The organism is Priestia filamentosa, assembly GCF_900177535.1.
GTDB classification, from domain to species: Bacteria; Bacillota; Bacilli; order Bacillales; family Bacillaceae_H; genus Bacillus_I; species Bacillus_I filamentosa.
Map to the genome: position 1 here is coordinate 362188 of NZ_FXAJ01000003.1, position 18136 is coordinate 380323.

18 protein-coding genes and 2 pseudogenes are annotated in these 18136 nt (G+C 37.0%); 12 read left to right on the forward strand and 8 right to left on the reverse strand.

What is annotated here, in order from left to right; translation table 11 throughout:
- Positions 1-43 precede the first annotated feature (43 nt).
- The gene (locus tag B9N79_RS15340) at positions 44-1027 is read right to left on the reverse strand and encodes a sensor histidine kinase (protein WP_040058168.1); all 984 of its coding nucleotides are present in this window, start codon (positions 1025-1027) and stop codon (positions 44-46) included.
- Complete coding sequence (locus tag B9N79_RS15345; RefSeq protein WP_040058167.1) at positions 1024-1719, reverse strand: response regulator transcription factor; 696 nt, start codon at positions 1717-1719, stop codon at positions 1024-1026. Before B9N79_RS15345 ends, B9N79_RS15340 begins: the two co-directional genes overlap by 4 nt.
- A 189-nt stretch (positions 1720-1908) precedes the next feature.
- On the opposite strand from B9N79_RS15345, the gene B9N79_RS15350 reads away from it, so the two are divergent.
- From B9N79_RS15350 to kamA, 6 genes and pseudogenes are all read left to right on the forward strand, one after another.
- A complete protein-coding gene (locus tag B9N79_RS15350; RefSeq protein ID WP_040058166.1) occupies positions 1909-3258 on the forward strand; it encodes an aspartate aminotransferase family protein in 1350 nt (449 codons plus the stop codon).
- Positions 3255-3953: a CoA transferase subunit A gene (locus tag B9N79_RS15355; RefSeq protein WP_046216799.1), complete on the forward strand. Its 699-nt coding sequence runs from the start codon at positions 3255-3257 to the stop codon at positions 3951-3953. The genes B9N79_RS15350 and B9N79_RS15355 overlap by 4 nt, the downstream gene beginning before the upstream one ends.
- Entirely contained in the window at positions 3932-4588 is a 657-nt protein-coding gene (locus B9N79_RS15360; protein WP_040058164.1) for a 3-oxoacid CoA-transferase subunit B, read from the forward strand. Before B9N79_RS15355 ends, B9N79_RS15360 begins: the two co-directional genes overlap by 22 nt.
- Positions 4589-4600: 12 nt before the next feature.
- Positions 4601-5869 carry a peptidase gene (locus tag B9N79_RS15365; protein WP_085118665.1) on the forward strand — a complete coding sequence of 423 codons (1269 nt, stop codon included), beginning with the start codon at positions 4601-4603 and terminating at the stop codon, positions 5867-5869.
- 14 nt (positions 5870-5883) lie between these two features.
- On the forward strand, positions 5884-6750 hold the full coding sequence (gene ablB, locus B9N79_RS15370) for a putative beta-lysine N-acetyltransferase (protein WP_019393206.1): 867 nt from the start codon (positions 5884-5886) through the stop codon (positions 6748-6750).
- Positions 6751-6793: 43 nt separating this feature from the next.
- A pseudogene (gene kamA / locus B9N79_RS15375) lies at positions 6794-7798 on the forward strand (lysine 2,3-aminomutase); the annotation flags it as partial.
- Between the two features lie 209 nt (positions 7799-8007).
- On the opposite strand, the gene B9N79_RS15380 reads toward kamA, so the two are convergent.
- Both B9N79_RS15380 and B9N79_RS15385 read right to left on the reverse strand, forming a co-directional pair.
- Positions 8008-9564 (reverse strand): recombinase family protein, encoded by a 1557-nt coding sequence (locus B9N79_RS15380; protein WP_085118667.1) that lies wholly within the window; start codon positions 9562-9564, stop codon positions 8008-8010.
- Between the two features lie 264 nt (positions 9565-9828).
- Positions 9829-11385: a recombinase family protein gene (locus B9N79_RS15385; protein WP_085118667.1), complete on the reverse strand. Its 1557-nt coding sequence runs from the start codon at positions 11383-11385 to the stop codon at positions 9829-9831.
- Positions 11386-11431: 46 nt separating this feature from the next.
- Here B9N79_RS15385 and B9N79_RS15390 point away from each other — a divergent pair.
- Positions 11432-11854: pseudogene (locus tag B9N79_RS15390) on the forward strand (lysine 2,3-aminomutase); the annotation flags it as partial.
- Entirely contained in the window at positions 11854-12126 is a 273-nt protein-coding gene (locus B9N79_RS15395; protein ID WP_026009626.1) for a YokU family protein, read from the forward strand. The pseudogene B9N79_RS15390 and the gene B9N79_RS15395, both read left to right, overlap by 1 nt.
- 38 nt (positions 12127-12164) lie before the next feature.
- On the opposite strand, the gene B9N79_RS15400 is transcribed toward B9N79_RS15395, so the two are convergent.
- On the reverse strand, positions 12165-13001 hold the full coding sequence (locus B9N79_RS15400; protein WP_040058160.1) for an aminotransferase class IV: 837 nt from the start codon (positions 12999-13001) through the stop codon (positions 12165-12167).
- Positions 13002-13115: 114 nt separating this feature from the next.
- On the reverse strand, positions 13116-14147 hold the full coding sequence (locus tag B9N79_RS15405; RefSeq protein WP_019393212.1) for an acyltransferase family protein: 1032 nt from the start codon (positions 14145-14147) through the stop codon (positions 13116-13118).
- Positions 14148-14511: 364 nt separating this feature from the next.
- Here B9N79_RS15405 and B9N79_RS15410 point away from each other — a divergent pair, with 364 nt between their 5' ends.
- Entirely contained in the window at positions 14512-14727 is a 216-nt protein-coding gene (locus B9N79_RS15410) for a YozE family protein (RefSeq protein WP_019393213.1), read from the forward strand.
- A gap of 153 nt (positions 14728-14880) precedes the next feature.
- A complete protein-coding gene (locus B9N79_RS15415; RefSeq protein ID WP_019393214.1) occupies positions 14881-15549 on the forward strand; it encodes a hypothetical protein in 669 nt (222 codons plus the stop codon).
- On the opposite strand, the gene B9N79_RS26190 is transcribed toward B9N79_RS15415, so the two are convergent.
- Complete coding sequence (locus tag B9N79_RS26190; RefSeq protein ID WP_019393215.1) at positions 15544-15714, reverse strand: hypothetical protein; 171 nt, start codon at positions 15712-15714, stop codon at positions 15544-15546. The genes B9N79_RS15415 and B9N79_RS26190 overlap by 6 nt on opposite strands.
- 144 nt (positions 15715-15858) lie before the next feature.
- On the opposite strand from B9N79_RS26190, the gene B9N79_RS15420 reads away from it, so the two are divergent.
- A complete protein-coding gene (locus B9N79_RS15420) occupies positions 15859-16032 on the forward strand; it encodes a YozD family protein (RefSeq protein ID WP_019393216.1) in 174 nt (57 codons plus the stop codon).
- A gap of 36 nt (positions 16033-16068) precedes the next feature.
- On the opposite strand, the gene B9N79_RS15425 is transcribed toward B9N79_RS15420, so the two are convergent.
- A complete protein-coding gene (locus tag B9N79_RS15425) occupies positions 16069-17142 on the reverse strand; it encodes a DUF2515 family protein (RefSeq protein ID WP_048896723.1) in 1074 nt (357 codons plus the stop codon).
- 213 nt (positions 17143-17355) lie between these two features.
- On the opposite strand from B9N79_RS15425, the gene B9N79_RS15430 reads away from it, so the two are divergent.
- A complete protein-coding gene (locus B9N79_RS15430; RefSeq protein WP_040058487.1) occupies positions 17356-18108 on the forward strand; it encodes a serine/threonine protein kinase in 753 nt (250 codons plus the stop codon).
- Positions 18109-18136: the final 28 nt, after the last annotated feature.

The window sequence follows — 18136 nt, forward strand, 5'->3', positions numbered from 1 at the left end:
TTACAAGAACCTTACAATGTTGTAATATAAAAAAGCAGTGCACTTAATGCGCTGCTTTTTGGAAGAGAAGTCGGACTGTTGTACCTTCTTCCACCTTTGAAGTAATCGTAATGTTATGATGAAGCTTTTCACCAATCTGTTTCACGAGATAAAGTCCCATACCCGTTGATTCTTGAAATTTCCGGCCATTTTCCCCTGTGAAATAGGGATCAAAAACGCGTGAAAGGTCTTCTTTAGGAATCCCAATGCCTTCATCTCTTACTTCAAGGGCTATATGATCTTTTTCATTATAAGAGGTGAAAAATAATTTGCTTCCTTCGCTTGAATAGCGGACAGCATTTGTGATCAACTGGGTAAGCGCAAATGACAACCATTTCTCATCAGATGTAATCCACGTATTTTTTTTTATGTCGATATGTGGATAAACGCGGTTGCGAATAAACAGACGTTTTTGAGAAGAGGTCACTTTTCGAATAAATTCATTTAGCTCTAACATTTCAACATGAAAGTCATAGGTAAAAGCACCAAGACGTGACGTATATAAAACAAGATCAAGCCCTTTTTTAAGCCGATCTACTTCATCTTGAATTGCAAGGGCTTCCCGATCATCTCGCCTTTCCATCATAAGGTGAATGACAGATAGGGGTGTTTTCATGTGATGAACCCACTGATTCATAAAGGTAATATGATGATCAAGCCTGTGCTTATATTGGTGAATGTTTTGTTGATATTGCTGTAGTCTTTTTCTTTCAAATTCATAAAACGCAGAGGATAAAGGAGTCTCTGCTTTTTTATCTCCAACATCGTTTAGACTCTCTGGAGGGTAAGAAAGTTTTTTATAAAACGAACGGTGCGTTGTATAGCGATAAAAAAGGTACATAACGTAAATAACACTGCTTAATAAGATAGAGTAAAGCGCTGTTGTAATACGCACGTTTCCGTCAAGCCAATAAATAAGTAAAGTGAGAACAAGCTGTATACCGTAGAGTATTGTGAGAAGAAGGTGATCTTTGAAAAAAAGTTTCATTCTCCTTCACCAACATAGAGCCGATATCCTACGCCTCTTACTGTTTGCAGAGCGTTATAGATCTCCAATTCTTTCATTTTTTTACGAACGCGGGCAATGTATACATTTAGCGTATTATCATCCACAAAAGCTTGTTCATCCCAAATTTTTTCGAGTAATCGGTCACGGCTTACGACATGTTCATGCTTTTTCATCATTTCATCTAAGATTTTTGCTTCCGTTAAACTAAGTTCTACCTTTTTTTGATTGTAAGATAAAAAGAGACGTTCAAAGTCTAAGGTAAGGCCTCCAGCTTTAACGTTACGATCATGATAGTTATTAGCATATGTGCCATATGCACGACGAAGCTGACTTTTAATCTTGGCCATTACAATCTCATAATCAAATGGTTTCGTAATATAATCATCAGCCCCATTTTCAAGCGCCATCACTTGATCCATTTTTCCTTCACGCGCTGAAATAAATAAAATAGGGCATGTTGAACAAGCCCGCATTTGTCGACACCAGTAATAGCCATCAAATTTAGGCAAGTTCACATCAAGAAGAACAAGGTCTGGTGCAAAGGTCTGAAACTCTTCTGTTACCTTTTCAAAATTTTGAACGCTGCATGTTTCATATTCGAACCTTTGTAAGTGTTCTTCTAGCAGTGCAACAAGGCTTGGATCATCTTCTACAATAAAAATTTTTCGCATCTTGTAATCTCCTTATGTACAATCTCCATCCCCATTTTACCAAATTCTTCTGTTTTCTACTGTTGATATCCAAAATATGCTTTTAAAAATTATATGAAAAAAAGACCTTCTTCTCACATATCTATAAAGTAGGCGGGGTAAATCTCTTTTCTAGACAAAGGCTCGACTGCGGGATAGGAGGAGAAAGAGATGTCTCATTTGATTAAACCCATTCTTGATGGCACATATCCAAAAGTCTCATATGGAAAAGGCGTTTTTTTATATGATGAACATGGTAAAGACTATTTGGACGCTTCTTCAGGAGCGGTTACTGTTAGTGTTGGTCACGGTGTTCAAGAAATAACAGATGTTTTAGAAAATCAAGCAAAACGCGTTAGTTTTGTTTATCGCTCGCAGTTTACAAGCGAAGCGGCTGAGAGATTGGCTGAAAAAATTTATAAGCTTTCTAATGGCCATCTAAGCTACAGTTTTTTTGTTAACAGTGGAACAGAAGCAACGGAAACGGCGATGAAAATGGCGTTGCAACACTTTCAAGAAAAAGGGCAAGGAAGCAAACTGAAAATTTTATCACGCTGGATGAGCTACCACGGTATTACAATTGGGTCTTTATCAATGTCAGGTCACTCTATCCGCAGAACGCGTTTTGTTCCTCTTTTGCAAGATTATCCAACTGTTTCAGCTCCTTATTGCTATCGATGTCCATATCATATGGAGTTTCCTTCCTGCCAGTTACGATGTGCTGATGAATTAGAACGAGCCATTATTCGAATTGGAGAAGAGCATATTGCAGCATTTATTGCAGAACCAATCATTGGAGCAGCAGGGGCTGCCATTACGCCACCACCTGGGTATTATGAACGTATCCGGGATATTTGTGACCGCTATAATATTTTATTTATTGCAGATGAAGTCATGACAGGACTAGGCCGAACAGGAAAAATGTTTGGATACGATCATTGGGAAGCAAAGCCAGATATTGTTACGCTTGGAAAAGGATTAGGGGCAGGATATACGCCAATTGCAGCAGCTGTTGCAACAGAAGAAGTGATGCTTCCTATAAAAAAAGGCTCTAAGCTCGTTATGAGTGGGCATACGTTCAGCGCAAATCCTTTGTCTTGTGCAACAGCCCTATCTGTTCTTCAATATGTTGAAAAACATAATCTAGTCAATGAATCAGCTCGAAAGGGAGCGTATTTAAAGAAAGAGCTATTAAAATTGAAAGAACGTTTTTCTATTATTGGTGATGTAAGAGGAGAAGGACTTTTATTAGGAGTAGAATTTGTAGAGGATAAGAAAACAAAATATCCCTTTCCAACTTCTGCTCAACTGACAAATCAAATTATCCAAAGCGCAATGCAAAATGGTCTACTTCTTTATCCTTCAGCAGCAGGGATTGAAGGTGTTAGAGGAGATGCTGTTATTATTTCACCTCCTTTTACAATAAAAGAAGGGGAGATAAAAGAACTCTTACGTCGATTTGAAAAAACGTTATTAAGTATAGAGAAGCGCTTAAAAAATAATCAGGAGGAAAGAGAATGAATAATGTGTACGGGAAGATCGTCTCAGTTCAAGAAGCGCTCTCACATATTAAATCGCATTCTACTGTAATGTTTGGCGGATTTGGAGGAATTGGGAGTCCACCAACACTCATTCAAGGAATGATTGATAAAGGGATAGAAGATCTTGTTCTGATTGGGAATGATACAGGATTTCCGACAATTGGAATTGGCAAGCTTATCGTCAGCGGCGCCGCAAAGAAAGTGATTGTATCTCATATTGGGTCAAACCCAGTAGCAGGGGAAAAGATGACAAATAAAGAACTTGAAATCGAGTTTTCTCCACAAGGGACGCTAATTGAACGTATACGAGCAGGCGGTGTTGGGTTAGGAGGTATTTTAATAGACATTGGAATGGATAATGAAACAGTTACAAAAGGGAAGAAAAAAGTAGAAGTACAAGGGAAAACGTATTTACTTGAAACACCTCTTACAGCAGATGTGTCTATTATTTATGCTAAAAAGGCAGATTCGTTCGGGAATTTAATTTATGACAAGACTGCCCAAAATACAAACCCTTTTATTGCAATGGCAGGAGAAAAAACGATTGCTGAAGTAGAGGAAATCGTCCCGCTTGGAAGTTTGAACCCGGATGAAATTATGACACAAGGATGCTTCGTTGACATGGTTGTGCAAAGCGAAGGAGTGAACTGGAAATGGGTATGGGAAAAGAGGTAAGAAATAAAATTGCCAAAAGAGCAGCTAAAGAAGTCAAAAATGGCATGATTGTGAACTTAGGAATCGGCATTCCATCGCTCGTTCCCAACTTCTTAACCGCACAAAACGTTATGTTTCACGCTGAGAATGGAATGTTAGGAATGGGAGAAACTCCGTACGAAGGCCACGAAGATCCTCATATATGTAATGCAGGAGGATTGCCTGTTACAGAAGTGAAGGGAGCTTCTTATTTTGATAGCTCTATTGCTTTTGCTATTATAAGGCGCGGTCTTCTTGATATGACGGTTTTAGGAGCTCTTGAAGTAAGTGAAAAAGGAGATTTAGCCAATTGGATTGTTCCCGGGAAACGCGTGCCTGGTATGGGAGGGGCAATGGAGCTTGCTCAAAAGGCTAAAAAGGTAGTTGTAGTTATGAGTCATCTTGACCGAAAAGGGCGCTCAAAGATTGTTAAAAACTGTTCTTTACCGCTTACGTCTTCAAGGTGTGTGGATATGATTATTACCGATTTAGCTGTCTTTCACATTAAAGAAGAAAAACTTTGGCTCGCGGAAGTCATGGAGTCCTACAGTATAAAAGATGTTGTGAAAGCAACAGATGCTACGGTTCACCTTGGAAGTTCCATTTCGTCATTTTAAGGAGGCAAAGGGATGAAGGAATACAAAGAGAAAGTACATGAAACGTTAACAACATATAAAAATGAAGGAATCAATCTATTAAAAAGGTTAGTAAATGAAAGAAGTGTTCAAAACCACGAAGAAAGCGTTCAAGCTATTGTCATTGAATATTTACGTTCGCTTGGGCTTCAGATTGACGTCTGGGAACCAGATATTAATGAACTAAAAGCACATCCTGCCTTTGTTTCGACAAGAGAAACGTTTAAAGGAAGTCCAAATGTTGTGGGACTTTTACGCGGAAGTGGGGGAGGGCGTTCGCTAATATTGAACGGTCATATTGATGTTGTGCCAGAAGGAGATATAGCGTGGTGGGATTCTAATCCTTATGAAGCAGTTGTAAAAGATGGGAAGGTGTACGGGCGCGGTGCAACAGACATGAAAGGGGGAAACGTCTCCATGCTTTTAGCTCTTAAAGTGATGAAGGAGTTAAAGGTTTCCTTAAAAGGAGACGTTATCTTTCAAAGTGTGATTGAAGAAGAAAGCGGAGGGGCTGGGACACTTTCCTGCATTTTAAGAGGATACAAAGCAGACGGAGCTTTGATTCCTGAACCAACCAACATGAAAATTTTTCCTAGCCAGCAAGGATCAGCCTGGTTTCGCATCAAAGTGAAAGGAAGATCGGCACATGGTGGAACACGCTATGAGGGAGTAAGTGCAATTGAAAAAGCTCAAAAGGTACTGCACCATTTAAACATGCTTGAGAAAATACGAAATGAAGAAATTACAAGTCCTCTTTATAAAAATGTACCAATTCCGATTCCCATTAATGTTGGAAAGATGAGCGGAGGTTCTTGGCCTTCTTCTGTGCCAGATGAAGTAGTTTTAGAAGGGAGACTTGGTATTGGACCGCATGAAAGCATCCATGAGGCAAAAAAAATGCTCGAAACATCGCTTTTAACGCTCAGTGAGGAAGATGAATGGTTTGCTCTCCATCCAGCAGAGGTTTCTTGGTTTGGAGCGCACTGGCTTCCAAGCGAAGTAGAAGAAACGCATCCACTTATAAAGTGTCTTACTGATGCATATTCTTTGACATATAACGAGGAGCCAACTGTTGAAGCTTCACCATGGGGAACAGATGGGGGACTTTTAACAAACTGTGCTAAAACTCCAGCTATCATTTTTGGTCCGGGTGTGACAGAGGTAGCCCATTTTCCAAATGAATATATTGAAATTGAATCGGTGTTTGAAGCAGCAGAAATTATTGCATTAACAATGCTAGATTGGTGTGGGGTGAAAGAATAAAAGGGAGTGAGGAGATGAAAGAAAACGGGTACTATGAGGAAATAGAAATTAAAGAAGATGCGCTATGGGCTGAGGTTATTATTGATTTATTTAATGAACGTATTCGCGTTGAAGACTATAGAGGTTCAACTTCTTTACTTATTGAGAAAGTGCAGTTTTTAACGCGGAAGCATCATCTTCATAAAACAATTGTTAAAGCACGACAGGCTCAATTTCTGTCTCTTCTATCAAATGGTTATGAGTGTGAAGCATTGATTCCTTCTTATTTTAACGGAGATGATGCTTTTTTTATGGTTCGCTATGAAGAAGATCAACGTCGTTATAGTGAACAATATGTAAAAGAGTCTCAAACGTTAAGAGCCGTTCAGTCTATTGAAAAGGGAGACGAAGCAGTTGAGTCGTCTCTTTATAACATTAGAAAAGGAACGGATGGGGATAGCGAAAACCTTTCAAAGCTTTATCAAGAAGTTTTTTCAGTTTATCCAACACCTCTTCATGATCGAGCGTATATTTCATCACTTCTAAAAAAAGATTCCTTATGGTATGTTGCTGAGCATAAGGGAGAGATTGTGAGCGCAGCATCAGCAGACGTCAATACAATGTATCACAACGCAGAGCTTACAGATTGTGCAACCCTTCCTTCTCATAGAAAGGCAGGACTGATGAAAAGATTGCTTCTATCGCTCGAGCAAGAGCTCACAAAATCTCAAATCTTTTGTTTGTATACAATTGCACGAGCTCAATCATTTGGAATGAATGTAGCATTTCATCAGCTTCAGTATCGCTATTATGGTCGGCTTGTTAACAATTGTTATATTTATAAAACGCTTGAAAATATGAATGTGTGGGTGAAGAATTCTGACAAAGAGATTGTCTTCTAGGTAGGAACCCTCTCACATATAATGGAATAAGGAGGCTGATAGTGTGAAATCATCACTCTATAAACCAAAGCGACATTGGAAAGATATTGAGTTATGGAAGGATGTAACAGAAGAGCAGTGGAACGACTGGGTATGGCAACTAACCAATACGATTCGCACGCTTGAACAGCTAGAAAAAGTGGTGGATTTAACAGAGGAAGAAAAAGAAGGGGTTCGGATTTCAACGAAAACAATTCCTCTAAATATTACGCCATATTATGCTTGGCTTATGAATGAAAAAGACCCGCGCTGTCCTGTTCGAATGCAATCTGTGCCGGTTGGAAAGGAAATTTATAAAACACGTTATGATTTAGAAGATCCGCTTCATGAAGATGAAGATTCTCCTGTTCCAGGACTTACACATCGCTATCCTGATCGCGTTTTATTTCTTGTTACAAATCAGTGTTCTATGTACTGTCGCTACTGTACGAGACGACGTTTTTCAGGGCAAATTGGCATGGGTGTTCCTAAAAAACAGCTTGATGCAGCGATTAGCTATATTGCGAATACACCGGCTGTACGAGATGTTTTAATTTCAGGTGGTGACGGTCTTTTAATTAATGATAGAATTTTAGAGTATGTTTTAAAAAGTTTACGAGATATTCCACACGTTGAAATTATTCGGATTGGCACAAGAGCACCTGTTGTATTTCCTCAGCGAATTACAGAAAACTTATGTGCCATTTTAAAAAAGTATCATCCTGTATGGTTGAATACTCATTTCAACACATCTATTGAAATTACAGAAGAATCAAAAAAAGCATGTGAGATGTTGGCAGATGCAGGAGTTCCTGTTGGCAATCAGGCGGTTATTTTAACAGGAATTAATGACAGCGTTGAAATTATGAAAAAGCTTATGCATGACTTAGTGAAGATTCGGGTTCGCCCATATTATATTTATCAATGTGACCTATCAGAAGGAATTAGTCATTTCAGAGCACCTATCTCAAAAGGATTAGAAATTATGGAAGGTCTGCGTGGTCATACATCAGGGTACGCCGTACCTACCAAGCATCTAATAATATGTATAAAAAAAGAGATTGCTTCTAAGAAGCAATCCCATGTTCTACAAATAGCTCAAAAAGAACAAGAGCCATATTTTCAAGGTCTGGCTCATTGCTTGTCACAACTGAAGAAGGTCTTTGTTCAGCATGTTTCATAATGAGTCCCCCCTTATTCACCATATGCAAAGAAGGGTTGGCTCTATTTGTAAAAGAGTTACTTATAATGAATATTAAGTGTGAACGGATAAAGCTTGCGTTCTTTATTCCGCGTTGATTTTTTTAAAAGATCTTCCGGTAGGACTCTCTTATAATAAATCTTATGAATGATCCTTTTCATGCTTCTATTTGCTTCCTCACTCATATCGTTTTCTAACACAATTTCTAGTCCATGAATCCCTTCAACAGCTGTTTGCAGTCTTTCTTTTGTATCGAGCTTTTTCAAATTTGTTAACTCATCTATAATTGCTTCTTTTTGAGCTGTAAACGTATGAAGCGTGTTCAAAAGCTCCTGTCGTTTTGTTAAGATTTGTTCTTCTGAAAAAAGGCCCTTTATGGCAAGATTTAATAAGTTTTCTTCTTCCGTTCGAATGCGGCGTATCTCTTTTTCGATCTGCTCAAGATGGTTGTTATAGTCTTTTTCTGTTCCGCTCCACTCCTCAAGCTTTAATGAATATAAAATGGAAATAATCTCATCTTTATATTGCTTAATATGTTCGACAACATCTTCTTCTACATACTTCAACATAACCCCTCTGTTTGGACATTTCTCCCCACTTGGAAGCAAATATTCACAGCGTTTTAACATATATTTTGAACCTTTGTCTTTTCGAATGGTCATTTTTTTGCCGCATACGCCGCAGTATAAAAGGTCTTTCAATAGAGTGACGCCTGTTTTATTTGCCGCTTTTTCCCGTGTTGTTTCGGCATGATCGGCTCTTTTTTTTCGATCTGCATTTGCTTTTTCCCATTCTTCGGGAGGAATAATAGGATCCCATGCGTTCGGTACTTGAATCGTTTCTACGATTTTGTATATAAACCTATCCTTTTCTTTTACCTTTTTGCGGTCATTAAAGACATTTGTTCCTTTATAAGCAGGATTTCTTATGATTCGCTTAATGGTTGGAAGCTCAAAGTAGCCTCCTTTAGCTGTTCTATATCCTCGTTCATTTAAAATATTACGAATAGAAAAGCTGCCATAGCCTTTCGCATGAAGCTGAAAAATAAGCTTTACAATTTCTGCTTGCTCTTGATGAATTTCAAGCTTTTTAGTATGAGGATTACGAACATATCCAAAAGGTACACTACCGCTAACATGAAGACCTGACTTTGCCATAATTTTTTTATTTGTTTTCGATCTTTTTCCAATTAGCGCATGTTCTTGTGAGGCAATCACAGAGCCGAAGTCATAGAGAAGACGATCATTGTGATTATTTGCTAAATCATAAATCTGATAAGGAGTGATGATTTTTTTATCGTAATCAATACAAACTTGTTTAATTTGTTGAGAAACAAGACCATTCCGGCTTAAACGGGACAACTCAAAAACTAAAATTCCATCAAACAAGTCAATATCATTAAGAAGGCGGTAAAGCTCTGGTCGGTTCTCAAGCTCTGAACCACCTCCGCTCACAATTTCCTCATAACGTTCATATGTCCAATGAGAAGAGCGACAAAAGTCAATTAAAATGTCTCGATGATTAGAAAGAGTATCAATTCCCTCTTTTTTATCCCTTGAAATGCGCAAATAAATAGCAACATGACGAATAGTCATTTTTAAGAGGAGGCTCCTTTCTATGATAGGATCAATAAAAATGTTCGTACCTACCAAGCATCTAATAATATGTATAAAAAAAGAGATTGCTTCTAAGAAGCAATCCCATGTTCTACAAATAGCTCAAAAAGAACAAGAGCCATATTTTCAAGGTCTGGCTCATTGCTTGTCACAACTGAAGAAGGTCTTTGTTCAGCATGTTTCATAATGAGTCCCCCCTTATTCACCATATGCAAAGAAGGGTTGGCTCTATTTGTAAAAGAGTTACTTATAATGAATATTAAGTGTGAACGGATAAAGCTTGCGTTCTTTATTCCGCGTTGATTTTTTTAAAAGATCTTCCGGTAGGACTCTCTTATAATAAATCTTATGAATGATCCTTTTCATGCTTCTATTTGCTTCCTCACTCATATCGTTTTCTAACACAATTTCTAGTCCATGAATCCCTTCAACAGCTGTTTGCAGTCTTTCTTTTGTATCGAGCTTTTTCAAATTTGTTAACTCATCTATAATTGCTTCTTTTTGAGCTGTAAACGTATGAAGCGTGTTCAAAAGCTCCTGTCGTTTTGTTAAGATTTGTTCTTCTGAAAAAAGGCCCTTTATGGCAAGATTTAATAAGTTTTCTTCTTCCGTTCGAATGCGGCGTATCTCTTTTTCGATCTGCTCAAGATGGTTGTTATAGTCTTTTTCTGTTCCGCTCCACTCCTCAAGCTTTAATGAATATAAAATGGAAATAATCTCATCTTTATATTGCTTAATATGTTCGACAACATCTTCTTCTACATACTTCAACATAACCCCTCTGTTTGGACATTTCTCCCCACTTGGAAGCAAATATTCACAGCGTTTTAACATATATTTTGAACCTTTGTCTTTTCGAATGGTCATTTTTTTGCCGCATACGCCGCAGTATAAAAGGTCTTTCAATAGAGTGACGCCTGTTTTATTTGCCGCTTTTTCCCGTGTTGTTTCGGCATGATCGGCTCTTTTTTTTCGATCTGCATTTGCTTTTTCCCATTCTTCGGGAGGAATAATAGGATCCCATGCGTTCGGTACTTGAATCGTTTCTACGATTTTGTATATAAACCTATCCTTTTCTTTTACCTTTTTGCGGTCATTAAAGACATTTGTTCCTTTATAAGCAGGATTTCTTATGATTCGCTTAATGGTTGGAAGCTCAAAGTAGCCTCCTTTAGCTGTTCTATATCCTCGTTCATTTAAAATATTACGAATAGAAAAGCTGCCATAGCCTTTCGCATGAAGCTGAAAAATAAGCTTTACAATTTCTGCTTGCTCTTGATGAATTTCAAGCTTTTTAGTATGAGGATTACGAACATATCCAAAAGGTACACTACCGCTAACATGAAGACCTGACTTTGCCATAATTTTTTTATTTGTTTTCGATCTTTTTCCAATTAGCGCATGTTCTTGTGAGGCAATCACAGAGCCGAAGTCATAGAGAAGACGATCATTGTGATTATTTGCTAAATCATAAATCTGATAAGGAGTGATGATTTTTTTATCGTAATCAATACAAACTTGTTTAATTTGTTGAGAAACAAGACCATTCCGGCTTAAACGGGACAACTCAAAAACTAAAATTCCATCAAACAAGTCAATATCATTAAGAAGGCGGTAAAGCTCTGGTCGGTTCTCAAGCTCTGAACCACCTCCGCTCACAATTTCCTCATAACGTTCATATGTCCAATGAGAAGAGCGACAAAAGTCAATTAAAATGTCTCGATGATTAGAAAGAGTATCAATTCCCTCTTTTTTATCCCTTGAAATGCGCAAATAAATAGCAACATGACGAATAGTCATTTTTAAGAGGAGGCTCCTTTCTATGATAGGATCAATAAAAATGTTCGTACCTACCTTTGTTGTGGATGCTCCAGGAGGAGGCGGAAAGATTTCTGTTCAGCCAAATTATATTATTTCTCAAAGCGCTAAAAAAGTTGTGCTCAGAAACTTTGAAGGTGTTATTACAACATATCCAGAGCCTGAAAGTTATACAGAAGGAACAGCAGATGCTTATTTTGAAGAAGTTTATCCATATATGAAAGAGCAAAAGACAACAACAGGTATCTCCAGTTTAATGAACGATGAACAGTTCAATCTTGTACCAGAAGGATTAAAAAGATATAACAGACGCCAAACGTACGAAAGTAATCCAACACATGAAACATTGAAAAATAAACGAGAAAAGCGTGATGAATTAAAAGAAAAGAAATATGAAGCAGAGCGCCGGAAAGAGAGTGAATGTGACAAACAGGAAGGGAGCAGAGGATGATGAACTGTTTATGGTGTGAAGCAGAAGGAGCAAAAATCGAAAAAAATACAGTGTATTGGGAACTTCCTGATGGCACGAGAAGTATTGAAATTACAGAGACTCCTTGTGTGAAATGCGAAAACTGTTTAATGGAGTATCAAGAAGAAGATGTTATTACAAATATTGAAGATCAACTTTTACTAATTGATACAAACAAAATTGACGACTCTATTTCATTTCATCACTTAATGAAACAACCTCGCTTGCTCAAGCGCAACTACTTTAACTTTTAGGGAGAAGAGAAAGCCTTTCAATATGAAAGGCTTTCTTTCTATACTTCTTGTTTATAAAAATTCTGATAAGCAGAATAAAGTCTTTCTGTTACAGGGCGCTCTTTTGGCAGTATTTGATCTTCAATAGAATAAATAGGCATAATTTCAATGGATGTGCTTGTAATAAATGCTTCATCACAATTTTTGAAAAATGTTGTATTAATGGCCTGCTCTCGAACAGGAATATTATATTCACGCGCGCAGTCTAGCACGGCTTTTCTTGTAATGCCGTGTAAAATATGTCTTGTTGCAGGAGGAGTATAAAGAGTGCCGTCCTTTACCATAAAGACATTGCAGCTTGTACCTTCACGCACGAAATCTTCATGTACAAAAATCGCTTCATCATATCCTTTTTCAATTGCTTCTTGTTTTGAAAGCACATTCGGAAGCAAATTCAGTGATTTAATAAAGCAGTTGGCCCACCGTTCGTCCTGCCTTAGCATGACAGAAATCCCTTTGGTGCGAGCTTCATCCGTAAAAATAGTCGCTTTCTTTACAGTCATAGAAAATACAGCTTTAACGTTTGGAAACGAATGGTTACGAGGAGCGATTCCTCGTGTGATTTGGAAATAAACTGCTGCTTCCTTCAAGGAAGAACGTTTAATTCCTTCATAAATAATTCCTGTTATCTCATCTCTTCGATACGGAAGGGTTAATTTAATTTCAGCGGCACTTTTTTCTAAACGATCAAGATGTTCATCTAAAAAAAGCGGGGTCCCGTCATATACTCGAATATACTCGTACACTCCATCTCCGAACTGATGTCCTCGTTCATCAATAGGAAGAGCCGGGGAGTCTACGTCTATAAATTTGTTTTGATAGTAAGCAATTTCCATGTTTAATTCTCCTTACGTTTTGAGATAGTCCTTTAAAAGAACAATTCTCTCATATAGAGAAAAAACCTTCTTTTCCATAGAAAAAAGCTTCTTCCAATTTGGAAGAAGCTTTTTTTATTTAGAAGACGCCGTAACGTTTTTTGGTCGAAACAAGCGTTTCATTCCTTTTATTTTACTAAGCACAATATCTACAAGTTTGCTTCCTGTTAATAGCGTAATGGCAATGGACAGAAGTGTTAGAAATGCGAAATCACTGACCGTTTGCATCGTCTGAGCGTAATCTGTTGTGAAAAACCATTTTAGGAAGAAGCCATGTAGTAAATAAACGTAAAGGGAGCGCTGCCCAATTCCTGTAAAAATGGAGCGTTTGCTTGGAATAAGGGCCATAAATGCAAATGATACAATGAAGGCAATAACGTAGTGAGCAATTCGAATATAGAAATCTGAAAAGCTATCATACATTTTTGTACCATAAAGCATTTCCGTATATTGCGTATCATTTAAGAAATAATACGATCCAATAAGCGTACAAAGTAAAATAACGACTGATAATACCCGTCCAACAGGAGTTACTAGCAAACCAAACGGATTTTCTCGTTGTGATAAATAATAACCAAGAAGAAAAAATGGGAAGAAAACAAGCATACGGCTAATGCTTAAGAAATCTTCAATTCCATCATAAAAGTTAAAGAGCCCAACGAGTAAACCGAGTAAAATCGAAACGGTCATTCCAATCGATGGTTTGAGCTTTGCGAAGTAAGGAAGCATAAGTTTCCAGAATACTAAGCTCAGTAAAAACCACATTGCCCATCTAGGAACAAGATAGTAGTCTACGCTATACGTATCAACTCCATAGATGAAATTATAGAAAAAAGTATATACAGTTTGAAATATTAAATACGGCAGAAGAACTTTTGTAAAAGTTTTTTTATAGTATCCTTTTTTATGAAAATTCTTTGAAAAATATCCAGCAAGTAAAATAAATACCGGCATATGAAAGATAAAAATAAAGTGATAGACAGACAGAAGTTCGCTCGTTTCAGTTCGGTAAGGAGATATCGTATGACCAAACACAACGAGGAAAATAAGCACAAACTTGGCGTTATCAAAATACGCTGTTCGTTTATTTGTTTGACCTGTACTCATAGGTACCTCCAACGTTTGATAAAATTAGTTAACTTTCATTTAAGAAATAGTGTATTCTTATCTTATCGCGTAAGTGTGAATATTTGTCCGCTGTTAACGTTTCTTCAATGATTTGTAATCCTTCTTTAACAAACATTAATTTTATGTTACGATTTCACATAGTTTCCCACACTTTGCAGTGGGAGTAGACAGAAGGGTAGTCTATATCCTTATCCATCAATTTACCCAAATTTTTGAAATGCAAACAGCAATCTTGAAAATAAAAGAGTATGTTTATAAGCTTAAAAGCTCAAATATCGCTACTGTGAGAATTCATTCCCTTGCTGCTTCATAATAGAAATTATTGTAAAAAAGGAGAATCACAATGAAATCTTTTTACCACTACATGATGAAGCATCGTCATAATAAAGCTTCTGATCCGCTTGGTAAGCTTGCACGTCATATGTATGAAGACCATAGTTTTCCTAAAGATTCAACAGATTATAACGAAATTAGCTCTTACTTAGAACTTAACGGTGACTATTTTGACGGAATGTCAACGTTTGATCTAGCATGGGAGCTTTACGAAGAAGAGCGTTAAAAGCCGAGGGAGTTCTCCCTCGGCTTTTCTATGTAAAAGTTTTTTAGGTTAAATGCATCTTTCTTTCATCTTCCTATTGCGCTTTTTCTCTTTTTGCATATACTATCTTAACTTTTCGTAATTGTTGCTGAGGTGTTAAGGAGGTGCAAGAAGATGGCTAATGGAAAAGAACCGAAATTTAGCATTGGAGATACTGTTGTCATTACCATCTATGGAACAGTTGGCACCATTACCGACATCAAATTGATGGACGGGATGCATGTATATGAGGTTAATCATAGCGAAGGCTTGTTTCTAGAAGATGCGATTGAATCCCTTGAAGAGTATGATGGACAAATCATTATTCAAGAAAGAATCGACCTAGAGTACAAATATTTTTTTGGTGATGTTGTGCAAGTCCATAATTATGGCGAAGATTTGTTTAAAATTATTGGGATTCGCACTGAAATTTGGCGCTATCAAGAAGACAGCTGGGAAGATATTATTTACGAACTATCTCGTGTAAAAGACGGAGAGTGGCTTGAAGCAGGAGAAGAAGAACTTCATCTTGTTGCTCCGTATGAGTATGCAGAACGTTACATTCAAAATGTTGGTATTCTTTATTCTGGAAAAGAAATTAATAAGACGGAGTTGTTACCAGCGATGAAAAAGCCGAATGAAGTAGGAGAAAACAAGGAGCGTCTTATGGCAGAACGTTTAAAAATTATCGATGGTCTATTAGATGTCTATAATGATTATTCCTTTTTATATGAGTGGTTCAAAGATGAAGAATATAAAGAAGTGATGGAGTTAGTATTGAAACATTTACGTAAAATTTCATAGAAAGCTAGTGAAAAACTGTAAGATGATCCAGAGCGTCACAGGTAGCGCTCCGGCGTAAAGTAAAATATGAAGACCCTTTTCCAAGCACTCATCAATTCTTTCTTCCAACGAAGAAGTTGTATTGCTTTTTGCTTGGATTTCTTTTTGTGCAAAAGAATTTTTCATGATAAACACGCTCCTTTTTACTAGTTACTCTACTTTATGGATAAACTAGAGTTAGTAGAACTAAAAAAGAAAAAAGAGTTCTGTTTATGCTTTTTGTACATACATAGCTTCTATATTTCATACGTTTTACAAAGGAGGGATTCTGTGAAAGAAATCGAAGTTGTGATTGACACGGAAGAAATGGCTGATTTTTTCTATGAAGAGTTAATACGCCGAGGGTTTGTCCCTTCATCCCAAGAGCTAGAAGAGCTTGCGGACATTATGTTTGACTATCTTATTGTGAAAAGCATCATTGATGAAGAAGAGGAAGAAGAATAGAAAAAGAGAGCGCAGAGCTTGGTTCTGTGCTCTTTTTTATGAAGAGAGCGTATGAGAAAGTGAGTTTAGTGCTTTAATTTTACGAGAATAGCTTGCCGTTATATCTTTAGGAATGACGCATTTCTCACTTGCAAACAAATTTAAAACATAATCATTTTTATACCAGTCTTGATGAGGAAGAGAAGGATGAACAACATTAGGCCAAGCTGTTTTAAGAGGAGGACTATACAGCTTTGTTTTTTGCATTTCTATAATGGAAAATAAGTGCTCGGCATAATCTTCACGTGATCCTCTATGAATAGTAGATGCTGCGAAGAGAAGGAAGTCATCAAATAAAACTCTATCGTACAGGATACTATACAACATTTTCCCTACTTTAATACGTTCTGTAAGAGATGAGAAGTCATTTACAGTAATGCTGAACAAACGGGAAGATGACGGTAGTAAGACTTCTGTTAATCCTAAAGATTGCTGAAGTAAAAAAGGCCATGTTCTAAGTACGTTCTGCTGCACGACTTTTGTGGTCACAAGCTTCTGTTCAAGATGATGTTGCTCATTAATAATAAGAGCTGTTGTAAGAAATTCACTGTTAGGATATTCCCAAAAAACGTTCCATACTTTTTCCATAAAACAAGAAACGTTAAAAAAAGGGAGAAGATGAAAAAGAGGCTTTTGACAGCGTGTACTTTCTCTAAAAAGAAGAAGCTGTGGAAAGGCATCATGAAAAATAAGAGCATTGGCTCGTTCTAAAAATAAGAAGAAAGCTTTCCGGTTTTTTTGTTTTAAAAGATGCGGAATTAACCTTCCTTCTAAATCTGTCATATGATACCCTCCATTGCGGGAAACAAAGTGCGCAAGAAGGGCCCAATGAATAGAAGGGTGCTGCTTAAAAAAATCGAGGTAAGCATTTGTCCTTGTTATATTATTAATATTTGCACGTCTGGTGATTGACCGAATATCTTTAATAATGGCTTCTTCTTTGGTCGAAAGAAGAGATGAAGATTGCTGTTCCTTTAACTGCGTTTTTAATAATGATACGCACAAAGCCATTGAAATTGGAAAAGAGTCGTTATTTTCTTTTTTGAAGGAAGACCATAATTTTGTGAACAACGAAAACCACTTCCTTTTCAGATTTCTATGTATAATAGGTTTGAAAATAATCTAAAGGGGAACATAATTAAGGTGTATGTTCTCTCGTATTGTGAAACTCTTAAAGCTGATAAAACGTTATTAAAGTAGATGAATTTCACTATAAAAGCAGAGGACGGGAAGCATGAACTGGAGAAGAAAACAAAAAGCCAAAAATCAAAAAGCGGTAATTACATGTTAAAACATATAAAACGATTGCTGTTTGATCATCCAATTAAACTGAATACGATTATTATAAACCGCTACGTTGTCAAGGAAGTCTTAGGATTTGGAGGCTTCGGTATTACGTATATTGTCCAAGATTTACGAAATGAAGAACATCACTATGTGTTAAAACAGTTGCGGCCTTCCCGAAAAGGAACAAAAAAAGGAAAGAACTCGTTTTTAACGGAAGCCGATATTTTAACCTCTTTAACAAATACGGAATTTCCCACTCTTCGTAATGCCTTCATTTGGAATAACCACTATTGTATTGTGATGGATTACATTCACGGTAAAACATTTGAAGACCTGATTTTTGAAGAAGATAGAAAATTTTCTGAGCAGGAAGCGTTAAAAGCTCTGCTTGATGTTACATGCTTGGTTCAGATCCTTCACAAAAAAGGCATTGTTCACAACGATTTGCGTATTCCAAACATCATTTTACGAGAAAAGTCTATTTCAATTATCGATTTTGGATTAGCTAGGAGGGTAGAAGAGCGTAAGAAGCAAGAAGAAATTCAAGATGATTTATATATGCTTGCACATTTCTTGCTCTTCTTGCTTTACTCTACATACACACCTAGTGAGAAAGAAAAATCTTGGGAAGAAGAGCTTTCCATTCACGATAACGTGAAAGCTATTATACGTAAAATGTTTGGTACAGATCCTTGTTATCAAAACATTGAAGCATTACAAAATGATATTCAAAAGCACCTGAAAAAGTGATTAGTGCGGATAATGTTCTCCACCTTAA